At 41.7% G+C, this 25,334-nt stretch carries 18 protein-coding genes; 11 read left to right on the plus strand and 7 right to left on the minus strand.

Annotated features, from left to right (window positions below; genetic code table 11):
• The first annotated feature begins 84 nt into the window (after window positions 1-84).
• The 8 genes from mce to RB604_RS19565 all read left to right on the plus strand — a co-directional run bounded on the left by mce (window position 85) and on the right by RB604_RS19565 (window position 8,857).
• Window positions 85-489 carry a methylmalonyl-CoA epimerase gene (gene mce, locus RB604_RS19530; RefSeq protein ID WP_002561104.1) on the plus strand — a complete coding sequence of 135 codons (405 nt, stop codon included), beginning with the start codon at window positions 85-87 and terminating at the stop codon, window positions 487-489.
• A 131-nt stretch (window positions 490-620) separates the two neighbouring features.
• Entirely contained in the window at window positions 621-2,174 is a 1,554-nt protein-coding gene (locus RB604_RS19535; RefSeq protein ID WP_005929789.1) for an acyl-CoA carboxylase subunit beta, read from the plus strand.
• Window positions 2,175-2,194: 20 nt separating this feature from the next.
• Window positions 2,195-3,109 (plus strand): OadG family transporter subunit, encoded by a 915-nt coding sequence (locus RB604_RS19540; RefSeq protein WP_007481520.1) that lies wholly within the window; start codon window positions 2,195-2,197, stop codon window positions 3,107-3,109.
• Window positions 3,110-3,134: 25 nt separating this feature from the next.
• Window positions 3,135-3,578 carry a biotin/lipoyl-containing protein gene (locus RB604_RS19545; RefSeq protein ID WP_055295745.1) on the plus strand — a complete coding sequence of 148 codons (444 nt, stop codon included), beginning with the start codon at window positions 3,135-3,137 and terminating at the stop codon, window positions 3,576-3,578.
• A 2-nt stretch (window positions 3,579-3,580) separates the two neighbouring features.
• Window positions 3,581-4,741: a sodium ion-translocating decarboxylase subunit beta gene (locus tag RB604_RS19550; protein WP_005929780.1), complete on the plus strand. Its 1,161-nt coding sequence runs from the start codon at window positions 3,581-3,583 to the stop codon at window positions 4,739-4,741.
• 275 nt (window positions 4,742-5,016) lie between these two features.
• The gene (locus RB604_RS19555; RefSeq protein WP_055295747.1) at window positions 5,017-6,339 is read left to right on the plus strand and encodes a tetratricopeptide repeat protein; all 1,323 of its coding nucleotides are present in this window, start codon (window positions 5,017-5,019) and stop codon (window positions 6,337-6,339) included.
• A gap of 104 nt (window positions 6,340-6,443) precedes the next feature.
• On the plus strand, window positions 6,444-8,300 hold the full coding sequence (locus RB604_RS19560) for a glycoside hydrolase family 13 protein (protein WP_055295749.1): 1,857 nt from the start codon (window positions 6,444-6,446) through the stop codon (window positions 8,298-8,300).
• Between the two features lie 371 nt (window positions 8,301-8,671).
• A complete protein-coding gene (locus tag RB604_RS19565) occupies window positions 8,672-8,857 on the plus strand; it encodes a hypothetical protein (protein ID WP_129648710.1) in 186 nt (61 codons plus the stop codon).
• A 592-nt stretch (window positions 8,858-9,449) separates the two neighbouring features.
• Here the strand turns inward: RB604_RS19565 and RB604_RS19570 are convergent.
• On the minus strand, window positions 9,450-10,454 hold the full coding sequence (locus RB604_RS19570; protein WP_005929773.1) for a class II fructose-bisphosphate aldolase: 1,005 nt from the start codon (window positions 10,452-10,454) through the stop codon (window positions 9,450-9,452).
• Between the two features lie 178 nt (window positions 10,455-10,632).
• Complete coding sequence (locus tag RB604_RS19575) at window positions 10,633-11,646, minus strand: endonuclease/exonuclease/phosphatase family protein (protein ID WP_005929770.1); 1,014 nt, start codon at window positions 11,644-11,646, stop codon at window positions 10,633-10,635.
• A gap of 174 nt (window positions 11,647-11,820) precedes the next feature.
• On the opposite strand from RB604_RS19575, the gene RB604_RS19580 reads away from it, so the two are divergent.
• Window positions 11,821-12,075: a type B 50S ribosomal protein L31 gene (locus RB604_RS19580; RefSeq protein ID WP_005929768.1), complete on the plus strand. Its 255-nt coding sequence runs from the start codon at window positions 11,821-11,823 to the stop codon at window positions 12,073-12,075.
• Window positions 12,076-12,326: 251 nt separating this feature from the next.
• Here the strand turns inward: RB604_RS19580 and RB604_RS19585 are convergent, their stop codons facing one another.
• From RB604_RS19585 to RB604_RS19605, 5 genes are all read right to left on the minus strand, one after another.
• Window positions 12,327-15,140 (minus strand): alpha-amylase family glycosyl hydrolase, encoded by a 2,814-nt coding sequence (locus tag RB604_RS19585; RefSeq protein ID WP_055295761.1) that lies wholly within the window; start codon window positions 15,138-15,140, stop codon window positions 12,327-12,329.
• An 82-nt stretch (window positions 15,141-15,222) separates the two neighbouring features.
• Window positions 15,223-16,710 (minus strand): Outer membrane protein SusF domain-containing protein, encoded by a 1,488-nt coding sequence (locus tag RB604_RS19590; protein WP_005929763.1) that lies wholly within the window; start codon window positions 16,708-16,710, stop codon window positions 15,223-15,225.
• A gap of 29 nt (window positions 16,711-16,739) precedes the next feature.
• Window positions 16,740-17,630 (minus strand): SusE domain-containing protein, encoded by an 891-nt coding sequence (locus tag RB604_RS19595; protein WP_005929761.1) that lies wholly within the window; start codon window positions 17,628-17,630, stop codon window positions 16,740-16,742.
• 32 nt (window positions 17,631-17,662) lie between these two features.
• Window positions 17,663-19,246, minus strand: a complete 1,584-nt coding sequence (gene susD / locus RB604_RS19600) for a starch-binding outer membrane lipoprotein SusD (protein ID WP_005929759.1) — start codon at window positions 19,244-19,246, stop codon at window positions 17,663-17,665.
• A gap of 27 nt (window positions 19,247-19,273) precedes the next feature.
• Window positions 19,274-22,318, minus strand: coding sequence for a SusC/RagA family TonB-linked outer membrane protein (locus RB604_RS19605; RefSeq protein ID WP_007481507.1), 3,045 nt, complete (start codon window positions 22,316-22,318; stop codon window positions 19,274-19,276).
• 526 nt (window positions 22,319-22,844) lie between these two features.
• Here RB604_RS19605 and RB604_RS19610 point away from each other — a divergent pair.
• Window positions 22,845-23,855 carry a LacI family DNA-binding transcriptional regulator gene (locus tag RB604_RS19610; protein WP_005929752.1) on the plus strand — a complete coding sequence of 337 codons (1,011 nt, stop codon included), beginning with the start codon at window positions 22,845-22,847 and terminating at the stop codon, window positions 23,853-23,855.
• Between the two features lie 149 nt (window positions 23,856-24,004).
• Window positions 24,005-25,321 (plus strand): SLC45 family MFS transporter, encoded by a 1,317-nt coding sequence (locus tag RB604_RS19615; protein ID WP_055295751.1) that lies wholly within the window; start codon window positions 24,005-24,007, stop codon window positions 25,319-25,321.
• The last annotated feature ends 13 nt before the right edge of the window (window positions 25,322-25,334 follow it).

The raw sequence follows: 25,334 nt of genomic DNA on the forward strand, positions 1-25,334 counted from the left end.
CTCTATTAACGAAGAATTGATTTTCTTTGTAGTGGTTTAATAGTAACCAGAACTAAAATTAATGCCAAAATAAAGAAGACAGTCATGAAGATTTCACACATTGAACACTTGGGTATTGCTGTAAAAAGCATCGAAGAAGCCCTTCCGTATTACGAAAATGTATTAGGTCTGAAATGTTACAACATCGAAACAGTGGAAGACCAGAAAGTAAGAACCGCTTTCCTGAAAGTAGGCGAAACAAAAATTGAACTGTTAGAACCCACCTGCCCCGAAAGTACCATCGCCAAATTTATTGAGAACAAAGGCGCGGGCGTTCATCACGTGGCATTCGCCGTAGAAGACGGTGTAGCTAATGCACTTGCAGAAGCAGAAAGCAAAGAAATCCGCCTTATCGACAAAGCTCCGCGCAAAGGTGCGGAAGGACTTAATATCGCTTTCCTCCATCCTAAATCAACTTTGGGTGTATTGACAGAACTTTGCGAACACTAAAATCATTGACGATTGGGTGATTTATAATTTACGATTGAAATTACTTTTGCTATTTTATAAAAGTAATCCCAATCGTAAACCGTAAACCGGCTAATCGTAAATTCTATAAATCCTTTAAAACAAAAAGACACATGAGTAACCAGCTTGAAAAAGTAAAAGAGCTTATTGAACTTCGTGCTCAGGCTCGTTTAGGTGGCGGCGAAAAGGCTATTGAAAAACAACACGCCAAAGGCAAATACACCGCCCGTGAGCGTATTGCACAACTGCTTGACGAAGGTAGTTTCGAAGAATTGGACATGTTTGTACAGCACAGATGTACCAACTTCGGTCAGGATAAAAAGCACTTCCTCGGTGATGGTGTCGTAACCGGTTATGGTACGATCGAAGGAAGATTAGTATATGTTTTCGCACAAGATTTCACTGTATTCGGTGGATCATTGTCGGAAACCATGGCACAGAAGATTTGTAAAGTAATGGATATGGCCATGAAGATGGGTGCTCCGGTTATCGGCATCAATGATTCGGGTGGTGCCCGTATCCAGGAAGGTATCAATGCATTGGCCGGTTATGCTGAGATTTTCCAGCGCAACATCATGGCATCCGGCGTTATTCCCCAGATTTCGGGAATCTTCGGTCCATGTGCCGGTGGTGCCGTTTATTCTCCCGCATTGACAGACTTTACATTGATGACCGAAGGTACATCTTATATGTTCCTTACCGGTCCGAAAGTAGTAAAGACCGTAACAGGCGAAGACGTATCCCAAGAAGATCTGGGCGGTGCAAGCGTTCATGCAAGTAAATCAGGTGTTACTCACTTTACTGCTGCAACAGGTGAAGAAGGATTGGCAATTATCCGTCACCTGCTCAGTTTCATTCCACAAAACAACCTCGAAGAAGCTCCACTGGTAAATTGTACAGACCCTATCGACCGTATGGATGATCTGTTGAACGAAATAATTCCTGACAGCCCCAACAAACCATACGACATGTATGAAGTAATCGGTGCCATCATCGATAACGGAGAATTCCTCGAAGTACAGAAAGACTATGCAAAGAATATCATCATCGGTTTTGCCCGTATGAACGGACAATCCGTAGGTGTGGTTGCCAACCAGCCTAAATATCTGGCCGGTGTACTCGATAGCAATGCATCACGTAAAGGTGCCCGTTTCGTTCGCTTCTGCGATGCATTCAATATCCCTTTGGTTACATTGGTAGACGTACCGGGATTCCTTCCGGGAACAGGCCAAGAATATAATGGGGTCATCTTACACGGTGCTAAACTGCTGTACGCTTATGGTGAAGCCACCGTACCTAAAGTAACGGTTACATTGCGCAAATCTTATGGTGGTTCTCACATCGTAATGAGCTGTAAGCAGCTTCGTGGTGATATGAACTATGCATGGCCGACGGCTGAAATCGCTGTAATGGGCGGTGCAGGTGCCGTAGAAGTATTGTACGCCAAAGAAGCTAAAGAACAGGAAAATCCTGCTCAATTCCTGGCAGACAAAGAAGCTGAATATACCAAACTGTTTGCTAATCCGTATAATGCTGCAAAATATGGCTACATCGATGATGTTATCGAACCGAGAAATACCCGTTTCCGCATTATCCGTGCGTTACAGCAGTTGCAGACTAAGAAATTAACAAACCCTGCCAAAAAGCATGGTAATATTCCATTGTAACAAATTAAATACAGATTGTTATGAATAAAAAAAGAATTGGGATATTTATCACGTTAGTGGCAGTAGTTTGCTTAGGGCTGAATGCACAAAGAGCGACAAGCTTGAAAATCAATGAAGTACTGGTTACCAATGAGCAGAACTATCAAGATGATTACGGCTTGCATAATGCTTGGATAGAAATATTCAACACCTCTTTTGCTTCGGTAAATATCGAAGGCTGCTATCTGACGAACGATAAAGACAATCCAACCAAATATCCTATTCCTAAAGGAGATGTACTGACGTTGATAAAACCCCGCCAGCATATCTTGTTCTGGGCAGACGGAATGCCGAATCGCGGAACGTTTCACGTAAGCTTCACACTGGATCCAAGCAAAGAGAACTACATTGCCTTGTACGATTCGAACGGTAAGACACTTATTGACGAAATTACAGTACCTGCCGGAATGCTTGCCGATCAGTCTTATGCACGAGAAGAGGATGGAAGTGCAAATTGGGTGATTAAAGGTGGAGGAGAACATAGCTATGTAACTCCAAGTACCAATAATATGACATTAGATAAGAATGAAAAAATAGAAAATTTCAAAAAACACGATGCAGACGGCTTCGGCATGGCAATTATAGCGATGTCAGTTGTATTTATCGGTTTAATATTATTGTATGTTTCATTCAAAATAGTAGGTAATATCGCTGTAAAATTAGGTAAGAGAAATGCAATGAAAGCTATAGGGATTACAGATAAGGTAGAAGCCAAAGAAAAGAATCTGGGGAGTCACTCCGGCGAAGAAGCCGCCGCTATTGCAATGGCTCTGCACGAGTTTATGAACGATGCACACGATGTTGAAGATATGATTTTAACTATCAACAAAGTGAAGCGTACTTACTCACCTTGGAGTTCCAAAATTTACACTTTGCGTCAGACACCGAAAAGATAATTATTAACTCTAATAAATTGAAGCAATGAAACAGTATAAATATAAAATCAACGGAAACCTCTACAATGTTACAGTAAACGATCCGGAAGAGAATATCGTAAACGTTGAAGTAAACGGTACTCCTTACAAAGTAGAGCTTGACAAACCCGTAAAAGCCACTATCATTCCCAAACCGGTAACCCGTCCTGCCGCCGCTCCGAAAACAGATAACGGTGCCCCGGTTGTACAACGACCAGTTGGTGGAACTACCGGAAAAAAAGACGGTGTAAAATCTCCACTGCCCGGAGTTATTCTCGACATCAGGGTGAAGGAAGGCGATACCGTGAAAAAAGGACAAACCGTAATTATCCTTGAAGCAATGAAAATGGAAAACAATATCAATGCACACAAGGATGGAAAAATTTCAGAAATCAAAGTTAAACAAGGAGATTCTGTATTGGAAGGTACAGACCTCGTAATCATTGAATAATTATGGGAGATTTCTTATCATTTTTGGGGAATAACCTTATTGATTTCTGGGGATATACGGGTTTTGCCAATGCAACCCCGGGACATCTTATCATGCTGGTAGTCGGACTCTTTTTTATCTATCTGGCAGTAGCCAAAGAGTTTGAACCAATGCTCCTCATCCCTATCGGTTTTGGTATTCTCATCGGTAATATTCCTTTCAATATGGAAGCCGGTCTAAAAATCGGTATCTATGAAGAGGGTTCTGTATTGAATATACTTTACCAAGGAGTAACCTCCGGTTGGTATCCGCCGCTTATATTCTTAGGTATTGGAGCCATGACAGACTTCTCGGCATTGATATCCAATCCAAAACTAATGTTAATCGGGGCTGCTGCTCAGTTCGGTATTTTCGGTGCTTACATCATCGCTCTTCTAATGGGCTTTGAGCCTAACCAAGCGGGTGCTATCGGTATTATCGGTGGTGCTGACGGCCCAACGGCTATCTTCCTTTCATCCAAACTGGCTCCAAACCTGATGGGTGCTATTGCTGTATCAGCCTATTCATACATGGCATTGGTTCCTGTTATACAACCGCCCATTATGCGTCTGCTGACCACCAAAAAAGAGCGTGTAATCCGTATGAAACCACCAAGAACCGTATCCCATACAGAAAAGGTTATTTTCCCAATTGTAGGTTTACTGCTTACAACATTCCTTGTACCTTCAGGTCTGCCTCTGCTTGGTATGCTGTTTTTCGGTAACTTACTGAAAGAAAGTGGTGTGACACGTCGTTTAGCCAACACAGCCAGTGGACCATTGATCGATACCATCACTATTTTATTAGGACTGACGGTAGGTGCTTCTACACAAGCATCTGAATTCCTAACTTGGAGTTCTGTACAAATCTTTATCTTAGGTGCTCTTTCATTCATCATTGCTACCACTGCGGGAGTATTATTTGTGAAAATATTCAATCTCTTCCTTAAGAAAGATAACAAGATCAACCCTCTGATCGGTAATGCTGGTGTATCCGCTGTTCCCGACTCAGCACGTATTTCACAGGTTGTGGGTTTGGAATATGATCCAACCAATTATCTGCTGATGCATGCCATGGGTCCGAATGTAGCAGGGGTTATCGGTTCAGCGGTTGCTGCCGGTATCTTACTGGGCTTCCTTATGTAAAAAAGTGAGTATTATAAATTAAGAAAAGGGCATGTGTCAAAACTCCCCTTTTATCGAAATCACCCTCGCTACACCTGTGGCGAGAGTGATTTTTAGTTTATGAGAGTTTCGACACCCTCTTTTGGTATATCATCATCTATCACGAAACATCGCATTGAACTCTCAATTGCGTAACATTTACGTTAATCTATCTAAAAGGTTCTACGAAAATTTCGTAAAAGTAATCTTTTTGTTAACTTGCACTCAATAATAAAAACACAACAACCCTATACACCATGAAACAGCTTATCCTTTTTTTACTTCTCGGTACCTGCAATACATTATTTGCACAGCACACGAAGCTAATTCAAGAAGCAATGAACAACTATGATTACGAAAAGGCAATCATGCTGATTGACAAAGAACAGCCGACTACCGAACTACTGTTTCAAAAGGGAAAAGCACTCAAATCATTGGGTCGCAATGCAGAAGCACTCCATACCTTTCGGCAGATCATAGCCGGTGACAGCCTAAACCAACGGGCTTTCATCGAAGCAGCCGAATGTTGCAAGCAATCGGCTAAATACCAGGATGCACTGAAATATTATCAAAAAGCAATAGATATTCATCCGGACAATAAATATGTACGCATTCAATACATTAGCCTGTTATGCAATCTTCAACAATATGAAGAAGCATTCGGAGAAAGCAGTGTACTGGCAGAAACAGACAGTTCGGCAGTAATATTACACCTGCAAGCACAAAGTTTGGAAGGAAGGACAGGTTTTCTGGATGCTGCTTTGGGATGCTATCATGTCATTCAAGACAAATATCCCGACGACTATCTGGCAGCCGCCAAATTAGGACAAATTTACAACGCGATGCAATTCTACGAATACGCCATCGAAGCAACAGAAAAATATCGTGAAGCCGATACCACCAACGTTGTGGTAAACCGCCAAAATGCACAGGCATATTGCCTCTCGGGAGATTACCCTATGGCAATCAAGCGATATGAATATCTGGTAGGACAACGGGACAGTTCATTTCATACATACTATTATTTAGGAGTAAGTTACTATGCCACTGAAAAATTTTATGAGGCGCACGACATGCTCGAGATAGCCCGCAAATATGATCCCGAAAATGTAAACCTGCTCTATTATCTGGGACGTGCCTGTGCAAAGACATCCTGGAAAAAACAAGGAATCGAATATTTAGAAACTGCCATTGATTTGAGTCTGCCCAAAGACAGTGCGATGACGCGTCTCTACAAAGGCTTGCGCGATTGTTGCAGGTTAGGAAGAGAACCGGCCAAAGCCATACAAGCAGCAAAAGACCAATACAAATACGATAAGACCAACCATAAACTTCTTTATGACATTGCCATCGACTATCTTTTCATGAAAGACAACAAGAATGCAACGCATTATCTGGAAGTGTTTTTAAAAACACGTCCCAAAGACACCAAAGAGACAGCCATAGAGATAAATAAAAAAGGGGAAGTAGAGGTCAATATGGAATATTATTACCGGTCGGCTATGGAAACTTTAAAGAAACTGAAACAGAAAGCGAAAGAAGAAGATTTCTTTAAAAACGGTACTTTATCCAAGGAATGAAAACGTTTGCATAAATATATAAGGAATACACGAAAAGAAAGAAAAGGACATCTCGATAAATTGTCCTATATTAGCACCGTTAAAATCTATAACACGCTAATATCATGAAGAAATTCTTTTTTATTTTAGGTTCTTTCCTACTGTCTCTTAGTACTTATGCAGCTATGAATGTGAACAAAATCGACCCGCCTTTTTGGTATGCCGGCATGAAGAATCCGGAACTCCAATTAATGATTTACGGCGAAGGTATCGGTAACGCTTCCGTTTCCGTAAACTATCCCGGAATCTCACTCAGTAGTACAGTGAAGTTGGAAAGCAATAATTATCTGCTCGTTTATCTTCATCTGGATAAAGATGTGAAACCCGGCAAATTTCCGCTTACCTTTACCATCGGCAAGAAGAAACTGGTGAAAGAATATGAACTGAAAGCCCGTAATAAGAAAGGTTGTGAACACAAAGGTTTCGATGTTTCCGACGCCCTTTATCTGCTCATGCCGGATCGTTTTGCAAATGGCAATCCGGAAAATGACAACATCGACGGTATGTCTCCGTATAAGGTAGACCGCAATGATCCGAATGCCCGTCATGGAGGTGACTTGGCAGGTATTGAGCAAAATTTGGATTATTTCGAGGATCTGGGTGTTACGGCTCTCTGGTTCACTCCGGTTTTGGAAAACAACATGGAAGGTGGTTCTTATCACGGCTATGCCACTACGGATTATTACAAAGTAGATCCCCGATTCGGTACGAACGAAGAATATCGCCAATTGATAGCCAAATCTCACGACCGGGGCATCAAGATCGTAATGGATATGATTTTTAACCACTGCGGAGTAGAACACCCTTGGATCAAAGACATGCCCTCAAAAGATTTCTTCAACAACCCCGACCACGAGAAGAATTTTGTGCAGACCTCCTTCAAACTGACCCCTCACGTGGATCCTTATGCTTCCAAATATGATTTTGACCAGATGAACGACGGCTGGTTCGTAACGGTAATGCCCGATTTAAATCAAAAGAATCCGCATGTCTACAAATATTTAGTACAAAACAGTTTCTGGTGGATTGAATATGCCGATATCGATGGTATCCGCATGGACACTTATCCGTATGCAGACTACGATGCCATGAGTAACTGGATGAAAGAATTGAATGAGGAATATCCCAATTACAATACTGTTGGAGAAACCTGGGTAACAGAACCGGCTTATACAGCCTGGTGGCAGAAAGACTCAAAGCTATCTGCCCCTTTAAACAGTAACCTGAAAACCGTAATGGATTTCAGCTTCTTCGATAAGATTAATACCGCCAAGAATGAACAAACGGAAACCTGGTTCAAAGGATTGGACCGTGTATACAACAACTTTGTTTATGATTTCTTATATCCCGATCCAACTTCGGTGTTGGCATTTATCGAAAACCATGATACAGACCGCTTTTTAGGTGAAGGCGACAATCTCCCTATGTTGAAACAGGCCTCTACCCTATTACTGACTACCCGCCGCATTCCACAATTATATTACGGCACAGAAATCATGATGAATGGCGTGAAGAGTAAGAGTGACGGTTATGTACGTAAGGACTTCCCCGGTGGTTGGAGTGACGACAAAGCGAATGCACTGACAGCCGCAGGACGCACTAAATTACAAAATGAATGTTACAACTTCTATAAAACATTGTTGAATTGGCGCAAAGGAAACGAAGTAATTGCCAAAGGTAATATGACGCAATTCATGGTGCAACATGGAGTATATGCATATGCCCGCCAATACAACGGCAAAACTGTATTTGTAATGTTAAATGGTACGGATGAAGCAACGACCCTACCACTAAAATACTATAAAGAGATACTAAAAGATCATGCCCAAGGAAAGGATATTCTAACCGGAAGAATCATTAATCTGGACGGTGAACTGACGATGTCTCCAAGAGAATCTTTGGTGATTGAAATATTTCCATAGAGAAATAACACCAAGAATGATTAATTAATATACATAAAAGAGGAAAAAGAGAGACAAGCAGTGTCTCTCTTTTTTTATATGGCAACTGCGATTAAGTAATGCTTAAAAAATAACTTGGCACATATGTTCCGGTTGATCGGGTCATTTCATTTTAAGAACTTCCCCTAAGGGACGATTTTGAACTGTATCCCAAAAGTTGGACACAAAACTTTAAGAGTGTAGTTTTTTTGTTCATCGAGGTACATTATTCATATAGAATTTACCCCCTTCACCGGCTTCACCTTTTTTAATCAAGCTCCCTATTTATCGGTGATACAGGGTGAAGGCACGCCCCGGTTTCCCGACAATAGTGCTCACTCCCCGTATAGCCGGTGCTCACCACCCGTATGCCTAATGCTTACGACCCGCATGCCCGGTGCTTGGGAGACATTTGCAAAGAGGCCGGAAAGCGGGGCGTGCCTTCACCTCGTATTACCGATGAACAAAGCAATAAAGCCCAAAAGGTGAAGTTGGTGAAAGGGGTAAAAAATATACAGAAGAAATATTCTGAAGAATAAAAAAACATTCACCGGAAAAAAGATGCTACATCTTTTTTTGAAACCTGCACATCTTCCCGTTGAAACCTGTTACATCTTTTTTTAAAAGGTGCTATGTGTTTTTGAAAAAGATGCTACGTCTTCAAGCAGACAAGAGTTGCTAATTGATGGAAGTATATGGATTTTGATTGACACTGTCACAACTTATTTTTTCACGATTACTAAAAGCAGAAAACGATACGATATAAAAAAATAAAAACCGCCTCAAAAAAGAAACAGTCTTTATTTTTCTCTACTCTCATGTTAAAAGCCGGCTTAGAAGTGCAATGTTTATTGGATGATAACATCCGCCGGATTCTTCTCCTGACTCCCTTCTGATTAATTATACCTCAATGAAGCAAAAAGAATCTTTCTCCGGAAGTTTCTCCATATACTCGTGTGTGATGCTTTCACTCTATTATCACCGGATAATGACATGTGTGTCAAAGCAATTATCTATTGTAAACCACAAATATATACAAATTCTTTTTCATAAACACAAGATTATCGAAATAAATGACAAAAAAAAGCTGTACCCGATACAGGTACAGCTTCTCTTATCTCAAATAATTTCTTACTGAGCCAACTTGTTGTCTGAACCAAGCACATTGATAATTTTATGCTTGTACAGTTTCTCCATGTTGTCACGAGCCGGTCCCAGATATTTACGCGGATCGAACTCTGCCGGTTTTTCAGCAAATACCTGACGGATAGCAGCAGTCATAGCCAAACGGGAGTCTGAGTCGATATTGATCTTACAAACAGCAGATTTGGCAGCTTTACGCAATTCTTCTTCAGGGATACCGATAGCAGCTTTCAGCGCACCACCGTATTTGTTGATCGTTTCAACTTCTTCCTGAGGAACTGAAGATGATCCGTGAAGAACGATAGGGAATCCCGGAAGTTTTTCCATTACAGCGTCCAATACATTGAATGCCAAAGGAGGAGGAACCATACGACCTGTCTTCGGATCGATATGACACTGTTCCGGAGTAAATTTGTAAGCACCGTGAGAAGTACCGATAGAGATAGCCAATGAATCGCAACCTGTGCGTGTAGCGAAGTCGATTACTTCTTCCGGGTCAGTGTAAGTGTGGTGATCTGAAGAAACTTCATCTTCTACACCTGCCAATACACCAAGTTCTCCTTCTACAGTTACATCGAACTGATGAGCATATTCCACCACTTTCTTAGTCAAAGCTACATTCTCTTCATAAGGAAGGTGAGAACCGTCGATCATCACTGAAGAGAAACCGGAATCGATACAGCTCTTACAAGTTTCGAAAGTATCTCCGTGGTCAAGATGCAAAACAATCTCGGGATGCGCACAACCCAATTCTTTTGCATATTCTACAGCACCCTGAGCCATGTAACGCAACAAAGTCGCGTTAGCGTATTGGCGAGCACCTTTAGAAACTTGAAGAATAACCGGAGATTTTGTTTCTACAGCAGCCTTGATGATAGCCTGCATCTGTTCCATATTGTTGAAGTTGAAAGCCGGAATAGCATATCCGCCTTTGATAGCCTTAGCAAACATCTCTTTGGTGTTTACCAATCCTAAATCTTTGTAATTTACCATTTTGTTTAAAAGTTTATTGTTAGTGAATAAAAATTCTACGCAAAAGTACACATAATAGTTTTAATACAAAACCAAAGCGTAAGAAATATCCCCGCTACAGAGTACAAATCAATCCTATTTTGTAGTATTCAATATCATTTAAGAGTTGATTGTAATCCCGATGTAGCAAAGACGGTTTTTATTTCTTCAGATAAATAATGGTAGGCAAATGATCACTGTAACCGTTCAGCCACAGTTTTCCCCCGTGTGTCCGCAGAGGAGAACCTTTGTATTTTCCATCCTGCTGAAAAAGATATTCGCGAATAAAAACTTCGTTATGATCATATTTCAATCCTTTCTTCTTCAATAGCGCAGAAGATAGTACAATCTGGTCGAAAAGATTCCATTTACCCCGATAAAGCAACGTTCCTACTCCCTTATCCTCCAGCGTTTCCCACCAGGGATTGAAAAAATCCCCTTTTCCGACTTCCTTCCTGTATTTTTTGGCTCCAAGAGTCAACATACTATTATCCATCGGGTCATCGTTCATATCCCCCATTACGATCAATTTTAATTTCTTATTCTCACGTTGCAGTGAGTCTGTCAAGGTACGCACCTGACGTGCCGCATGAATCCGTACAGGTTCGGCCGCCCCGCGTGAAGGCCAGTGATTAACAATAAAACAGACCGGCTCACCGGCAAGTTTTCCATTCACGATGAGAAATCCACGTGTTTTATGTATCGTATCACCCTCAAAAGGCTGCGACAAAACCAACTTGCTGGATGAAACTGTAAATTGTTTCGGGTCATACAGCAGCGCACAATCAATCCCCCGTTTATCCGGCCCTTCATAATGTACGACACGATATCCTGTGGAAGCCAGTGCCGGCTGGCCGACCAGATCATCCAAAACACGTCTGTTCTCTGCCTCCGCCACTCCGATAACAGCAGGTCCTTCCGGAACTTTATCCCGTGACAGTTCACTGATCACTTTCGAGAGATTTTTCAACTTTGACACATATTTCTCTGTATTCCATCGTTTCGGTGCATCGGGAAGATACTCATAATCATTCTTACCGGCATCGTGAATAGTATCAAACAGATTTTCAAGATTATAAAAAGCTACGCTATACAATCCTTTTTTCTTCTCCTGAGCTTGTCCGGCAATTACTGCAAACAGCAGGATAACAGTTGTTACAATCAATTTCTTCATACAATAAATCTCTTTGTTTTCTGCAAAAGTCTAAAAAAAAAGTGAGATAGCTCGTTTTTTTCAAAAACTTTTTTCTATTTCACGGAAAAGCATTATCTTTGCGCACTGAAAATGACCATTACACTATTCTTACCAAATAGTAAACGATATAATAATTAAAAAACAAATACTGAAATGAAAAAAGGTATTCATCCAGAATCATACCGTCCGGTAGTATTCAAAGATATGTCAAATGGCGATATGTTTTTGTCAAAATCTACAGTAAACACGAAAGAAACCATCGAGTTTGAAGGTGAAACTTATCCGTTACTGAAGATAGAAATCTCTAATACTTCTCACCCGTTCTATACTGGTAAATCTACATTGGTGGATACAGCAGGTCGTGTTGATAAGTTCATGAGCCGTTACGGTGACCGCAAGAAAAAATAATCTACTCTTCTTAAAGAGATAGAAAAAGAGGAAATTCCAATTAAGAATTTCCTCTTTTTCGTTATACAGGGGGGATGAAATTCCACCAATACTAAAAGTTCCCTGTCATTCGAACCCGTACAATAAAGTTATTTATTGAATAGTCCGTCTCAATTTCATTAATCCTTGCCCCATAATAATATATGCCAATGTATCAAAAGGCAGTATTATTGTGCCGAAAGATCCATTGGCATATAAGGGAAGCATTATTTTCACTTAATAATCTTACAAGATTCCACTTTTCCCTTATTGTCTTTTATCCGAGCCACATACTGCCCCGATGGCAGCACTGACAGCCCCAAAGAAGACACGTTTTTCTGTCGCTGTACCATCATACCGTTAACGGAATAGATTTCAACCCAAACCGCTTTTGTGTTTATGATCAACTCATCCAAATTGCTATCATAATACACTTGCAGACTCGCTGAATCGACAACAGTCTCCTCAATTCCCGTCAATGCCGGCTTAAAATTAGTATACAGCCGGAATTCATTGGCAGGAACAAGTACACTTTGAGTTGTCGACGTTACATTCAACGTAGCGTTTTCATCCATCAGATCATACCAAGTACCGGTTTGCGGAAATGTTACTGAATAATTACCCGGGACAGCGGTAAAATTCCCGACAACAACCACTCTTTTATCTCCTGAAGTTATAGTTATAAAACGGCCGTTATTCCAATTTGTATTGCCGCTCACTTTCCAGCTAAAAATAACATCAGGGGAAAAAAGTTCGGGATATGACAGACGCAAATCCATCAATTTACTATAAACATTATACAACTCTTTACGTGCGGAATTCTCCAAATAATCCCAGCGAAGAGGTTTGGGATCAGTACGATAAGCACCATTATCATCGACAACCGTACCGTCCGAATTACTATTTATTGAATAATCATATCCCAATTCTCCGAATTGCCAAATCATTTTAGGTCCCGGAACGGTAAAGAAGAAAGCAGCGTTCGTAGCAAGTTGCTTCATCCGGTTCTCCAAATTATTATCAGTCGTCGGGTTCGCACTTGCTTCACCACCTTTTATACTTTCAATCCCCCATTTCCAAGCTTTAAAAGAAGTACGTTCTTCATCATGGCTTTCCATATATCCCATCAAACTGTTTACAGGCATATTGGATGTACCTCCATACAATCCTGAGAAATTAGAATTATCCGGCCATCCCATAGCCGATTCACAATACGCATGATTCATGTTTCTCCAAAGCATGATGCCGGCCTCTCCCAATTCCTTCTCTTCCGTAGTACCCTCCGTCAGATGTTCTATAATAACATAAGCATCCGAATTCCTTTTCCAGATTTCCGAAGACATCCGCTTCAAGTTTGCGATACGTTCCGCATCATATTTATTGGCCCATGTATCCTGCGAAGTATTGGAAAATCCTTTAGTAAAATCGTATCGAAAACCATCCACTTTATACTCTTTCATCCAGAAACCGGCCACACTGTCCACCAACGCACGGGTATACGTACTTTGATGATTAAAATCATATCCCCACTGCAAAGCAGCATTAGGAATATTAGACTTTTGATTATACCAGGGATTATCTGCCGACGGAGTCCCATCCGCCTCACGATAGAGCAAATAGAATGGAGACTGCCCAAAACTGTGATTCAATACCAAGTCTATAATCACTGCTATCCCTTGCCGATGGCATTCGTCAACAAAAGCCCGCATATCGTTTTTAGTTCCATAATACTTATCCACCGCAAAATAAAACGAAGGATTATATCCCCAACTGCTATTCCCTTCAAACTCATTAACCGGCATCAGTTCAATGGCATTGATTCCCAACTGTTTCAAATAGGGCAATTTGTCTTTCGCCGCATTAAAGGAATGTTCGGAAGTAAAATCGCGAATATGCATCTCGTATACCATTAATTGATTCCTGTCCGGCTTTTTAAAATCCGTTACCTGCCATTGATAAGGCGTCTGTCCTGTCTGAAGCACAGAAACAATCCCTTCGGCTTTCCCCGTCGGGTAAGGCTTCAAATCAGGATATACAGTAGATGGAATATACGAATCATTCCACGGATCGAGAACTTTATCCGCATACGGGTCGGCTATATAAATAGTACCATCCACCACATATTGAAAAGCGTATTCCTTTTCTCTCTCCAAGCCACTCAACGTAATCCAAAAAAACTCTCCGTCTTGTTTTAATTGGTACTCCGGCGATAATTTCCAATCATTAAAATCACCTACCACATGAACAGTCTTCTTTTTGGGTGCCTGAAGCACAAGAGTAGCTTCGTGAATGCTCAAATAGTTAATACCCGGTCGTACATTTGCCGGAAGCGGCGCCTGCACTGTCTCACCCAACACGTTCACCGTCCGTGTAGCTGTCTCCGTTTGTCCGCCAATCGAAGCCTCCACACGTATCTCGAAATTACCGGCTTGCAAAAAAGTATGCTCGGCAGTGATCTCTTTCACATTGCTTTGAGTTGCTATCGGTTCATTACCAACAAACAGTTTCATGTCTGCCACCATAGAAGCCGATGCTTTCATTGCCAGTGTTTCTCCGCTATTCAAGGTCGCAATTCCGGAAGGCTGATCGAAACGAACCGTCAGTCCTGTTTCATGTATATCCACAAAAATATCCTTGCCACCGGTATCTTTTCCCTCCTTTTTGCCGTCTGAGCTACGAAAGACAAATGCCATTTTCAGAATTTTCTCACCGGCAGGAACGCCATAATAACTACGAACATCAGGGGTAATATTCAGTTCCCACTTATTATTGCCCAAAGAAGTCATCTTGTACTTTGCAACATTCACATTCCAATCCGAAGCATATCGCCAGTCAGATTCTTTTTCACTCTGATCTGTAATGACACCCGTATGTGCGTATACATCCCCCGTATAACCTTTTAATCCGGCAGTACCTTGTGCAGCATCAAAAATGAGGGTCACCGCCTTTCCTTCGATAGGAAAGGCAGGGTTCGTTGTCACTATTTGAGCCTTTGCAATGAACATTACCCAAATGCAAAATCCTAACAAAACGTAAGATCGTTTCATAAATTCCTCCTTATTTATCATAAAAGGCTGCTTCCGGTCACAGAAACAGCCTTTCCATATTCATTTATTTATTCACAAATGCCTATTTTACTGTTCCGTTACCATTCGTGAAGTTCACATACACTTTCTGACCGGCATTTACAGGACATTCATAACCCAGTTCTCCAAGATTATCACCAACCTGCTTGTTTTCACGATAAACAATCGAAGCATCGTTTTTCATATCCAACGTAAATTCGCTCTTCCACCAATTACCAGTTCCGGCCACTGTACAACAGATACGCGCTACCCCGTCTGCAGTAGCAGCAGGAGAGACAAAATCACCGTTTTTATCTGCAGGTACAGTAAATAATGTTTCTTCATTACAGTTCCAACTGCCATTAACCAATCCACCTAAAAGATAGACCTCCGGTCTCAAGAATTCAACTTTCTTGCCACCTACTTTATCGACAGTAACAACCACTATATACCAACCGGAAATGCCAATCAGAATATTACCACCCTTATCAGTCAATCCGGCGAGTTCGATGGCAGCAGGAGTTACTATATCTGTAGAGAAGCCGAAATCTCCTGTCCAACCGGCCACCGGAGAGAATTTGATTTCTTCACCGGCATTATAATATTGCATACTCCAGAACATACCGGGAGTCTGAGTCACAGGAATCATCTGGCAAGCATCATTCCAATTCCAATCCGAGCTATAAGCAGAGCCGTTGATAAACATCGTTTCGGGCAAATCGCTTACTTCTTTAATTGTGTATGTATAATCTTTTACGTTGATCGTAATTCTTACCTTTCCTTGCAATTCCAGACCGATAGCTCCAGCCTGTTGCCCCTTCTGATCCGTAAAATCGAGTAGGCCGGATGCAGAAGCATCCCCGTCTTTCATTGCACCCAATGCCTTGTTCCAATCAATGCTTCCGGCAGCTCCTGATTTCGGGAATATTTTGAAATTAGCCTTGTCTTCCTTTTCGTTTGTAAACTCCAGCGTAAAGATGGCATCATCGTCCGCATCACGTGTAAAAGCCAAAGCTCCGGCCAAATCCCACGAAGAGATATCTCCCAAAGCATAATACTCATCTTCCATCGCAGGAGGAGTGACAGGAGTCACTTTCATATTAATATCAGCCACATCGACAGAAACAGCCTGATTATCGGAAGCCATTGCAGAAACTCCCACTTTCACTGCTATATCGCGCGCCACAGCCTGACGGCTGTTGTATAATTGCATCGTCAGCAATTCCAGTTCCGCAGCATCCACTTTCAAAGCTCCATCCTTTTCGGCAAACGGAATGTCTAATGTTTTATCATTGCCTGCCAATTGCAATTTATAACCTACGATTTCGTCCGAACCGGACAGAGACTCCAACTTGGCAATTACTACAGAATCCTCTGCATACGTATCCATCACGACTTCCGAAGTTACACCCGCTACCTGTGCAGTAATGCCACTCTTAGATTCCTCCTGGGGATTGGACTGGGGATTGGCCCAGTCCGTATAATCTTCGTCACAAGCCGAAAAACCAGCCAGCACCAGAAGAGAAAACATATATAATGATATCTTTTTCATGTTTCTTATTCGTTTTAAAATTACAAAAGTTATTCAGCCGTTGCTTCGTAAAAGTCCAGAGTATAGGCAAGTTTGGTTCCGGCAACTTTAACAGTTACCACCACTTCGTAAGTACCGGCATTTCCGATTTGAATATTCAAACCGCCATTACCATCGTCTACTCCGCTGACATCTGCCAGTTTTTTAGACTCTTCCGGAACCAGCCCGTCAAAGTAGGCTACCTGGTTTCCATCCCAACCCGGATTCATATTGAACTTCATTGTACCGGCGGCACCTGCACCAAAAGTTACCACGCGTGAGAATTTACCCGTACTGCCTGTCACCGGAGTCATCTCCAGCCATGTATTCCAATCGGATTCTGCAAAGCCACCAATAAGATACATCGTTTCCGGCAACGTGACAGGAGCCTCTGCCTTATATCCCAATACCCTGGGTAATTTAATCACATTAGAAGTACATGCACCACTCCCATTAGAAGTCAGGGCTGCCTGCATACGAACATACAGGGTTATAGGAGTGTCGGGCAGCTCACCGGAGCCTGCAATTCCCCACAACTCAACCAATCCCAATGCAAACTCAACCGCATCTACATTCACTTTTGTAGAAGTATATTTAGTGGAAAGCGTCACATAGTTGACCTTCGTTCCGGCCTCTTCATTATCTTCTGTGAAATTTTCATCAAGTGCCATTTGCACAGTATAAGTAGTGGCAATCGGGAAACCGTAGTCCGGCTGTGAGCATGTAAACTCAATAGCTTCCGAGTTTTCCAAATCATATACATTGTTCTCGGCATAAGGTGGAACATTCAACACGAATGTATCAGGCTCCAATAACGTGGGGTTACTGTCTCTATCGCTTTCGCATGCCGAGAAAGCAAGTACGGCAAGACCCATCATGAATATACTATATATCTTTTTCATTATAATAAGCGTTTTAAATGATGAATAAACGATTAATAACCAGTATTCTGATGCATATTCGGATTGGCAGTAATATCTGCTGCCGGAATCGGATAAACATTATAGATAGAACTTACCGAAGTGCCTTCAGCTTCGCCACCTTTCCAATCCCACAGATATCTGTTCGTTGTATAATAATTATAGCGAATCAAATCCGTACGGCGGAATCCTTCGAAATATAACTCACGGGCTCTTTCATCAAGAATATCATCCAATGTCACGCTTTCAAATTCCGTTGCATCGGCACGACGACGCAATACATTCAAGTCTTCTGCAATATCGCTCATAGCAACTGTTCCAAGACGCAAGTTAGCTTCCGCACGAATCAGATAAGCCTCAGCCAGACGGAAAAGAGGAATATCAGTATCGGGTACATCCGGGTCACTACTATTCTGCCCGGTAGAAGTAAGTCCCGTCCATTTCACAACCGAGAATCCATCGGTAAATTTAGTAACCGTTTCCAAAGTAACCTGACGCTCTCCGCCACCCTTACCTGAGTAAAACAGGGCACGACTGTCTTTTGCAGCAGCAATCAATTCGTCCGTACTTTCAGTCAAAGGAGCTCTTTCCGGATCTTTAAAGAATTTGCCCACCAAAGATTTACGGGCACGGATACATGACCAAGAAGCATTGGTTCCCCACGACGGCATCCCCGCAATACGGGTGGCAGCTACCAGGAAGAAAGAACCGCCATAAGATTTTGTACGGATACCATCTTGACGAAGCGGGAAAATAATCTCTTTTCGTGCCTCCGGATTTTCACCATTATCGGCCATAAATAATTCTTTGTAATTATCACATAAATCATATCCCGATCCAATCACTTTCGTTGCATATTCAGCAGCTTCACCCCATTGCGCAGTACCTGTATACACTTCTGCATTCAGATTCATACGGGCACGCAGCAACCAGTTGGCTGCCCTATCGGCACGTCCATAAGGAGCTTTACCCGGTTCGTACATATCATTTTCAATCGCATCCAATTCACTTTCGATGTAAGCGAACAAATCTGCACGATTCTTTTCTACCGGCAACTCTTCGGAGAAGTGTTCTTTAAATGGTGCTTTTCCGAACAGATCCATATAATAATAGTAATACAGTGCACGGAGGAAGCGAGCTTCAGCACGTTGTCTCACTGTTGTCTCATCCGTTTGTCCCTCTACTTGGTCAAGGAAGAAATTACAAAGAGTGATGTTATAAGCCAAACGGTTATACAACATCTCAATAGTACCGTGAGAAGAGTTCCACCTCATAAAAATCAACTCGGGGATACCGGCATCCATCCAAGTCCAGATCATTTCATCGGTAGCATATTCGTTAACGGTGAACATCACACGATAAAAAGCCGTATTCCCCTCGTCGTCCGAAGCAATATCCGGCTTATCGGAAGGTCCTTGTTGACCTGTCAATACCAATGAAGCATAAAGTTTGGTGAAAACTTCATCCTGAGAAAAATTACCGCTCACCTGCGGGTCAATCGGACTTATATCCAAATCACCAACACAAGACACCATACCGAAGGTCAACGATAAGGAGAGTGCGGCAGGAATCAATGATTTTAAATATCTAAATTTCATAATATAATCAATTATTTAGGTTACTAATTAAAACTGAAGACTAAGTCCGAGCAAGAAGGTCGTAGGACGCGGATAGATATTATTGTCAATACCCATATTCTTATTACTATCGGTTCCTATTTCCGGGTCAAGTCCGTCATATTTTGTAATTACAAACGGATTCTGTACCGTTGCATAAATACGTCCGTTTATTCCCCCGTATGCCGGGCTCTTAAATAAGTTATTAAAAGAGTATCCCAAAGAGATATTGTCACAACGCAGGAAAGAAGCATTCTGTACAAAGTAGTCAGAATAATAGTAATCACCTTCACCGCTAAAGCCTAACTGTACAGCTGCAATCGGCCGGTTGCTAAAGGCACCATTAGAAAAGATAGTACCCATACTTGCATTTGCAGCCAATACATCATTATATACATAGTTATTTAAGCTCGCACGCAACGAGAAACTGAAATCCCACTGCTTCCAAATCATTTTCGAAGTCAAACCCATCAATACATCACCGGCAGGTTTCTTATAAATATATTTATCGGAAGCATTGATGATACCATCGCCATTACGGTCGACAAATGTATTTTCAATAGGCTTACCGTCTTTATCATAAACCTGCTGATATACATAGAATGAATTAATCGCATAACCAACTTTCTGTGCCTGAATATTAGCACCTGTACCTTTGGATATGCCGCCGGCTGCTACAAAATAATCAGGATCATCACCACCTGTCAGTTTCGTGATTTCATTTTTGTTCCAAGTAATGTTATATCCCAAATCCCATGTAAAATCTCTTGTTACAATCGGCTTAGCATTAATCGTAAATTCAAGACCGGTGTTTTTCAACGAACCGATGTTACTTATCAGACGTGAGTTGAAATTCGTTCCGGCGGCAATCTTTACGGTATTAATCAAGTCTTTCGTTTCCCGATAGTAATAATCGATCGATCCCGAAATACGTCCGTTCAGGAAAGCATAGTCAAAACCGGCATTGTAAGTGGTGGTTTCTTCCCATTTCAGGTCCTTATTATATTCTTTCGGGCGTGAAGTTGTATAATAAATATCACCCAACGGATAGTAAGCACCATTACCGCTGGCCGTATAAAGCGGCATAAACGGGAAGTCCAGATTATCTCCCAAATTCTGTTGGCCGGTAATACCCCAACCTACACGGACTTTCAAGTCAGACAATACATCTACATCTTTCAGGAATTTTTCTTCCTTTACCTTCCAAGCCAAAGCTACCGACGGGAAATTGCTCCAATGTTCTCTAAAACGGGAAGTACCATCGCGACGGAAAGTAGCAGTAAACAGATAACGGTCCAATAAAGTATAGTTCAAACGACCGAAGAAAGAGACCAGCGTACTGTGATATCCAAATGCACTGTTCTTACGAAGAGTAGGATTGTAAGCCTCACCATTATCCTGGCGGGTACCCTGTCCTACAGAATAGCCGGTACGGTGAAAATGTTGTTCTTCGGCACCTACCATCACATCAATAAAATGATTTTCCAATGTCTTGGAATATTGCAAGTAAACATTTCCGGAGAGATTGTATTTATAGCTATATTCCGAGCCATCCCATCCAAAGTAATGATTAGAATAAGAATACGGAGAGATAACGGTATTCTGACGTCCTTCCGAATAGTCGGCACCGACATTGGCATGAATACGCATATCAGGGAAGAAATGGAACTTATAATCAGCCTCCAGATTTCCTACGAAACTCTTACTTTTCGACCGGTCATCTTTCAGTTCAAGCAATGCCAACGGGTTCTGAGTGGCATTTGCATTTTTAGTATACAGCCAATTAGGGTCACCATAGGGAAGACTGCCTTCCTCCTGAGTGGGGATAGCCTGCCAAAAACCACCGAATGTATCAAATTTTTCGCCATCGCCATACACTGGCTGTGTAGGATCCATCGCTACAGCAGCTCCGATCGCACCACCATCGGCATAGCGGTTTTTAGCCACCATTGCTTTGGCATTCACATTAAATTTCAGATAATCATTGAAAAATGAAGGAGCCACATTCACACTGGCAGTAAAACGCTCAAAATTAGAAGTTTTCACAATACCTTCCTGATTGGTATACCCCAATGATACGCGATAAGGCATATGCTTCAATCCACCGGAAACCGTCACATTATGGTCATGGCTTATAGCTGTACGATAAATCTGATCTTGCCAATCGGTATTTTCCGTGCCTAAACCCGGTGAAGGGATCTTATCCGTTCCACCATATACACCCGACAGATATTCACGGAATTCATCACCACTCATCACATCCAGCGAATTGCGTCTGATACCGAAAGACACATTTCCATCATAAGAAACTTTGGGAGCCGATCCGGCAGCACCTTTCTTGGTAGTAATGATGATTACACCATTAGATGCACGCGAACCGTAAATAGCAGTAGCCGAAGCATCTTTCAAGACTGTAAATGTCTCAATATCATTCGGGTTTACCATGGACAAAGGATTTGAAAGTCCTTTTACTCCATCATTATCCATTGCCAATCCGTCAATAACAATCAACGGATCGTTACTGGCATTCAGAGAAGAACCTCCACGTACACGAATCGTAGCGCCGCCACCCGGTGTACCATCATTGGAAATCACACTGACACCGGCAATCTTACCCGTCATCATGTCTTGTGCATTCGTAGTCATACCCTTACTGATCTTATCCGGTTTAATAGCTGTCACCGAACCTGTTGCATCGTTTTTCTTCACCGTACCATAGCCAATTACCACAACTGCATCCAGCACTTGTGAATCATCTTCAAGGGTAACTACCACTGAGGAAGCAGCTTTCACCTCTACAGTTTTATAACCGATAAAAGATACAACAATAGTAGAGTTTTGAGGAGCATTCAAAACAAAGTTACCATCCAAATCGGTAATGGCACCGTTGGTAGTTCCTTTTACTAACACATTTGCACCAATGACAGGTTCACCTGTTGCATCTTTCACATGCCCCTTAACAGAGACCTGCTGTGCAAAAGCGCCTAATGACAAGAAAAGCCCGAATAACAAGGGCAGAATCGTTTGATAGATTCTAAGATTAACTTGCTTCATGCATTTAATAAGTTAAAGTTAACAATATAAATTAATATAATTTTCTCTTAATCGAAACAGGAATGTAACGCCAACTCCCTTTTAACGACGAAACAAAAATAGGGCTATTAACCACGAAAAGAATGAGAAAAGATGAAAAACGGCACTTGCAACTACGCAATCGTTTGCACTGCAATAAACAGCAATCCGACATTGTGGAGTGAACAAATAGCCTGTCAGTCTTTATCAAATTAGAGGAGATTTTCAAAGAAAAAAAATTGTTTAATCGGCTATAAAGTTCCTCTTGCCAAATAAAAAACTTCTATTCCCTTATTTATAATCTATAACCGAGACTTTTGATTTTATAATCAAAAACTACCCACGCATATGCAAACGTTTGCACTTTATTCTATCACAGAAATGACCAGCGAACAGAAAGTTTATTATCAATTGCACTATTTTTGTAATCTGAGAACAAAGCTTAGAGAATATTCACTTGGCGCGCATCTCGAATTTAATTACCTTTGACTGAAACTAATAGATACAAATGAGTAAACCGCAAATTACCATCAAAGACATCGCCCGCGAATTAGGGGTATCACCTTCCACCGTCTCAAGGGCATTGAAGGATAATCCGGATATCAGTCAAGAGACAAGAGAAGCAATACATAAGTACGCGCGCGAACATAATTATAAGCCCAACGCATTGGCATTAAACTTGCGTACAAGCCGTTCCAATACAATTGGAGTCATTATTCCGCAATTAGTGCACCACTTCTTTTCCTGTGTATTAAGCGGCATTGAAGAAACGGCTTCCCAGGCAGGATACAACATCCTCGTGGCACAAAGCAACGAAAAATACGAGCAGGAAGTAAAGATAGTCCATTCTTTCCTTGCAGCAAGGGTTTGCGGAGTGATTACTTCACTTGCCAAAGATACATCCCAATATGATCATTATCAAGAATTACTCGATAATAATATCCCGATCGTTTTCTACGACCGGATTTGTACGGGCATTAACACCGAACGGGTAGTAGTAGACGATTATGCCGGTTCGTTTTCTGCCGTAGAGTACATGATACAGACCGGCTGTAAACGTATCTTCTTTTATAGCGCCGCACCCCATCTCGAAATATCCAAGAACCGGAGAAACGGATACTTAGATGCCATGAAGAAGTACAAAATCCCGGTAGATGAAAGTATGATCAAACTTTGTGATACGCGTGAACAGGCTATTGCCATCACTCCCGACTTACTGGAAAGAGAAGACCGCCCGGACGGTTTTTTTGCCATTAATGACGAAACGGCTTCGGGTATCTTATACTCCTGCAAACTGGTAGGATTGAAGGTTCCTGATGAAGTATCGATTTGTGGGTTTACCGACGGAGCCATTGCACAAAGCACTGATCCCAAGCTGACCACCATAGAACAACATGGAGAAGAAGTTGGAAAAAGCGCTATCCATATCCTTATCGATAAAATAGAGGATAATCCCAACTCAAAAAGTACAAATAAAATTGTAAGAACCAATCTGGTAGTACGGGGAACGACAAAATAATGTGCCAATATGCCAATGTACTAATGTGCCAATTGGAGAAAATGAGAAAAATGAAAGAATGAGAAAATAAAATAATTAACTAATAAAAGAGAGTGCCGTATCTCAATTGGCATATTTGCACATCGGAATATTGGCACATTATTACTACCATGAAAATAAAACCTGATTTAAGTTTTTGGAAGTTGTGGAACATCAGCTTCGGATTCTTCGGCGTACAAATTGCCTATGCCCTGCAAAGTGCTAATATCAGTCGTATCTTTGCCACATTGGGAGCCGATCCTCACAGTCTCAGTTATTTTTGGATTTTGCCTCCGTTGGCAGGTATCATCATACAACCGATCATCGGTTCGGCCAGCGATAAAACATGGACACGTTTCGGACGACGTATTCCTTATTTATTCGTAGGTTCGCTGATTGCCGTATTAGTGATGTGCCTGCTACCTAATGCCGGAAGTTTTGGAATGGCAGTAAGCACAGCCATGATTTTCGGATTAGTATCGCTCATGTTCTTGGATACTTCCATAAATATGGCCATGCAGCCTTTCAAAATGCTTGTAGGAGATATGGTCAACGAAAAGCAAAAAGGACTCGCCTACTCCATCCAAAGCTTCCTGTGCAATGCGGGCAGTCTCGTAGGCTATCTGTTTCCGTTTATCTTTACCTGGATAGGTATCAGCAATATAGCCGACAAAGGAACAGTTCCCGATTCTGTGATCTATTCGTTTTACATCGGAGCGGCCATCCTGATTCTCTGCGTCATTTATACTACGGTGAAAGTAAAAGAGATGCCCCCGAAAAAATTTGAAGAATTCCACGGTATCACAGCTGATGAAAAGAAAGAGAAAAGCAATTTCCTTCATCTACTGAAACATGCCCCGAAAGTATTTTGGACAGTCGGTTTGGTGCAATTCTTCTGTTGGGCGGCATTTATGTATATGTGGACTTATACGAACGGTGCAATAGCCGACACGGTATGGAATACCACCGATGTGCAAGCCGAAGGCTATCAGGCGGCAGGCAACTGGGTAGGCGTATTGTTTGCAGTACAAGCAATCGGCTCCGTGATATGGGCCGTTATTTTACCTTTGTTCAAAGTACGCAAAATAGCTTACTCCATCAGCTTGGTACTCGGTGGAATCGGTTTCATATCCACTCTCTTCTTCACCGACCAATATTTACTATTCATATCCTATCTACTTATCGGATGTGCCTGGGCCGCTATGTTAGCAATGCCCTTCACTATCCTGACAAATTCAATATCCGGTAAAAACATGGGAGCCTACTTGGGATTATTCAATGGAACGATCTGTATACCGCAAATTGTGGCAGCAGTCGTCGGAGGCGGTTTATTACATCTGGTGGGAGGCCATCAGGTAAACATGCTTGTATTGGCAGGTATCTTGCTCATTGCAGGCGCCATTTGTGTATTTTTCATTAAAGAAACCATAGCACACCATGAAGAATAAAAATTCATAAAGA

The sequence above is a fragment of the Bacteroides salyersiae genome, from assembly GCF_031172035.1.
GTDB lineage: Bacteria > Bacteroidota > Bacteroidia > Bacteroidales > Bacteroidaceae > Bacteroides > Bacteroides salyersiae.

Bases quoted from the DNA above. Each gene is read 5' to 3' on its own strand.
- mce (WP_002561104.1), top strand. From the start codon at position 85: ATGAAGATTTCACACATTGAACACTTGGGTATTGCTGTAAAAAGCATC.
- RB604_RS19535 (WP_005929789.1), top strand. From the start codon at position 621: ATGAGTAACCAGCTTGAAAAAGTAAAAGAGCTTATTGAACTTCGTGCT.
- RB604_RS19540 (WP_007481520.1), top strand. From the start codon at position 2,195: ATGAATAAAAAAAGAATTGGGATATTTATCACGTTAGTGGCAGTAGTT.
- RB604_RS19545 (WP_055295745.1), top strand. From the start codon at position 3,135: ATGAAACAGTATAAATATAAAATCAACGGAAACCTCTACAATGTTACA.
- RB604_RS19550 (WP_005929780.1), top strand. From the start codon at position 3,581: ATGGGAGATTTCTTATCATTTTTGGGGAATAACCTTATTGATTTCTGG.
- RB604_RS19555 (WP_055295747.1), top strand. From the start codon at position 5,017: ATGAAACAGCTTATCCTTTTTTTACTTCTCGGTACCTGCAATACATTA.
- RB604_RS19560 (WP_055295749.1), top strand. From the start codon at position 6,444: ATGAAGAAATTCTTTTTTATTTTAGGTTCTTTCCTACTGTCTCTTAGT.
- RB604_RS19570 (WP_005929773.1), bottom strand. From the start codon at position 10,454: ATGGTAAATTACAAAGATTTAGGATTGGTAAACACCAAAGAGATGTTT.
- RB604_RS19575 (WP_005929770.1), bottom strand. From the start codon at position 11,646: ATGAAGAAATTGATTGTAACAACTGTTATCCTGCTGTTTGCAGTAATT.
- RB604_RS19580 (WP_005929768.1), top strand. From the start codon at position 11,821: ATGAAAAAAGGTATTCATCCAGAATCATACCGTCCGGTAGTATTCAAA.
- RB604_RS19585 (WP_055295761.1), bottom strand. From the start codon at position 15,140: ATGAAACGATCTTACGTTTTGTTAGGATTTTGCATTTGGGTAATGTTC.
- RB604_RS19590 (WP_005929763.1), bottom strand. From the start codon at position 16,710: ATGAAAAAGATATCATTATATATGTTTTCTCTTCTGGTGCTGGCTGGT.
- RB604_RS19595 (WP_005929761.1), bottom strand. From the start codon at position 17,630: ATGAAAAAGATATATAGTATATTCATGATGGGTCTTGCCGTACTTGCT.
- susD (WP_005929759.1), bottom strand. From the start codon at position 19,246: ATGAAATTTAGATATTTAAAATCATTGATTCCTGCCGCACTCTCCTTA.
- RB604_RS19605 (WP_007481507.1), bottom strand. From the start codon at position 22,318: ATGAAGCAAGTTAATCTTAGAATCTATCAAACGATTCTGCCCTTGTTA.
- RB604_RS19610 (WP_005929752.1), top strand. From the start codon at position 22,845: ATGAGTAAACCGCAAATTACCATCAAAGACATCGCCCGCGAATTAGGG.
- RB604_RS19615 (WP_055295751.1), top strand. From the start codon at position 24,005: ATGAAAATAAAACCTGATTTAAGTTTTTGGAAGTTGTGGAACATCAGC.